Raw genomic sequence first — 2,557 nt, forward strand, 5'->3', positions numbered from 1 at the left:
ACCCTCCCCTCAAGGGGAGGGATTTCAGCGTTATTTCAATCAATTTTTAATGTTTTTCGGCCGCGCCTCTGGACAAGGCGAATCACCTTTGATTCTTTACAGACGATTCGGATGTGCGGTGTTGCCGGATCGTCAAGCGTACGGAAATTCGGGGAGTGCCATTTATGGCCAAGGCGGACGCGTGGGGCGCGCCCGAAGGGACGGCTTTTGAGCGGCGCAAGGCGCGAGGCGACGGCCTCGCCGGCAATACGCGGCTCATCGCTGAACCAGCCTACCGGCGGCTCCTGGCTGCCGAACCCCTTCTGCGCCGTTCGATACCGGCTCTCATCATCATCTTCCTGATCGTCATCGCCGCACTGCGCGTGCTGTCACTGATGAACGAGCGCGACGAGGCCGAGCGCGACGGCAAGGCGGTGCTAGGTCTCGCCGCCGGCCAGATGGCGAACGCAATCTCGGCCGACCCGACCGCGGCATCCAGCGGTGCAATTGATCTTCTGGAAAGCACGAGCCGCCAGGGCGCCATGGGCAGAAGCCATGTGCTTGTGATCACCGACAGCGCCTTCAAGATCATTGCCGTGTCGCCGCTGTCGACCGGCTGGCAAGGGCGATCGCTGGACAGCCTGGTGCTGGACGGCCAGCCGCTGTTCATGTTCGGCGACCGCGCCGGGGTCATGGATGTCAGCATCGGCGGCCAGGACTGGTACGCGGCGGTGAGCCTGACCCGGGACCGCAAGAACGCCGCCGCCGTGCTGGTGCCGCATGAAGCGGTGTTCGACAACTGGCGCAAGACCGTCTCGCTCAACGTCACGCTGTTTGTGCTGACAGCCGGCGTGCTGATCATCATCCTCTACGCCTATTTCGGCCAGGCATCGCGCGCCCAGACAGCCGACCGCATCTATCTCGAAGCCCATCAGCGCATCGACATGGCGCTGGTTCGCGGTCGCTGCGGCCTGTGGGACTGGGACATGGTGCGCGGCAAGATGTACTGGTCGCGCTCGATGTACGACATGCTGGGCTACGAGCCCTGCAACTCGATGCTGTCGTTCGGCGAGGTCGACGACATCATCCACCCCGAGGACGGCGACCTGTTCGAGCTGGCCAACAAAATCGTCGAGCGCGAGATCGACCATATCGACCAGGTGTTCCGGATGCGTCACGCCGACGGCCAGTGGGTGTGGATGCGCGCCAGGGCCCAGGTGATCGACCCGGAAGCGCCTGAGATCCAGCTGATCGGCATTGCCGTCGACGTCACCGAGCAGCGGCATCTGGCGCTGCGCTCGGAGGCGGCCGACCTGCGCCTGCGGACCGCGATCGAAAACATCAACGAATCCTTCGTGCTGTGGGATGCCGCCCAGCGCCTGATCATGTGCAATTCCAAATACCAGAAGGACAACGGCCTGTCGGACCGCGACGTCATGCCGGGCGCTGCGCGCGCCGTGCTTGAAGAGCGCATGCTGGCCTTCGCCTCTGAACGGCGGCTGGCCAACACCAACGGGCCGCAAGGGGGCGCAACCTTCGAGCGGCAGCTCTCCGACGGCCGCTGGCTGCAGGTCAACGAACTGAGGACCCGGGACGGCGGCACGGTCTCCGTCGGCTCCGACATCACCCAGATCAAGCTGCACCAGGAAAAGCTGGTCGACAGCGAGCGCCGGCTGATGGCGACCATCCACGACCTCAGCCTCGCCCGCCGGGCCGAGGAAGAGCGCGCCAAGGAACTGGTCGAGCTCAACCGCGAATATATGAAGGAAACCGAGCGCGCCGAGGCCGCCAATCGGGCCAAATCCGAATTCCTAGCCAACATGTCGCACGAGTTGCGCACGCCGCTCAACGCCATCATCGGGTTCTCCGAACTGATGGAACAAGGCCTGTTCGGGCCGCTCGGTTCGCCGCGCTACGAGGAATATGCCAACGACATCAACGGCAGCGGCAAATATCTGCTCGGCGTCATCAACGACATACTCGATATGTCGAAGATCGAAGCCGGCCAATTCTCGGTGGACCGCGAGGAAATCGATCTCTGCCCGCTGATCCGCGAGACGGTGCGGGTGATCTCGCTGCAGGCGGCGGAGAAATCGATCACGGTCGAAACCCGCATCGCCGATACGATGACGCTGTTCGCCGACCGCCGGGCGATCAAGCAGATCGCCATCAATCTGCTGTCGAATGCGGTGAAGTTCACCGGCCAGGGCGGCCATATCTCGGTGCGCGCCCGCAACACGTCAGGCGCGCTGGTGCTGACCATCGAGGACAATGGCTGCGGCATTCCGAAGGAGGCACTGAGCAAGCTTGGCCGCCCCTTCGAACAGGTGCAGAACCAGTTTTCGAAGAACCACGCCGGTTCCGGCCTCGGCCTTGCCATCTCGCGCTCGCTGGCCGAGTTGCAAGGAGGAGCGCTGAAAATCCGCTCGACCGAAGGCGTCGGCACGATCGTGTCGGTGCGCATCCCGGTGAAGAAGGCGCAGCCGGCGGTGAAGGCGGCGGCCTGACGGCCCGCCAATGCCAGCGGTGCTCTCCGCCGCGTTCAAGGACTGAGTAGCCGCGGTCATGTAAGGGCTCC

General features: G+C 63.9%; 2 protein-coding genes. Both read left to right on the top strand.

The window, feature by feature from the left end:
- The coding region (locus NKI61_RS32705; RefSeq protein WP_352842405.1) for a hypothetical protein at positions 1-211 on the top strand (211 nt) is incomplete at its 5' end.
- On the top strand, positions 165-2,486 hold the full coding sequence (locus NKI61_RS32710; RefSeq protein WP_352842407.1) for a PAS domain-containing sensor histidine kinase: 2,322 nt from the start codon (positions 165-167) through the stop codon (positions 2,484-2,486). The genes NKI61_RS32705 and NKI61_RS32710, both read left to right, overlap by 47 nt.
- Positions 2,487-2,557 lie beyond the last annotated feature (71 nt).

The organism is Mesorhizobium sp. M0514 (assembly GCF_040321145.1).
Classification (GTDB): domain Bacteria; phylum Pseudomonadota; class Alphaproteobacteria; order Rhizobiales; family Rhizobiaceae; genus Mesorhizobium.

Bases quoted from the DNA above. Each gene is read 5' to 3' on its own strand.
- NKI61_RS32710 (WP_352842407.1), top strand. From the start codon at position 165: ATGGCCAAGGCGGACGCGTGGGGCGCGCCCGAAGGGACGGCTTTTGAG.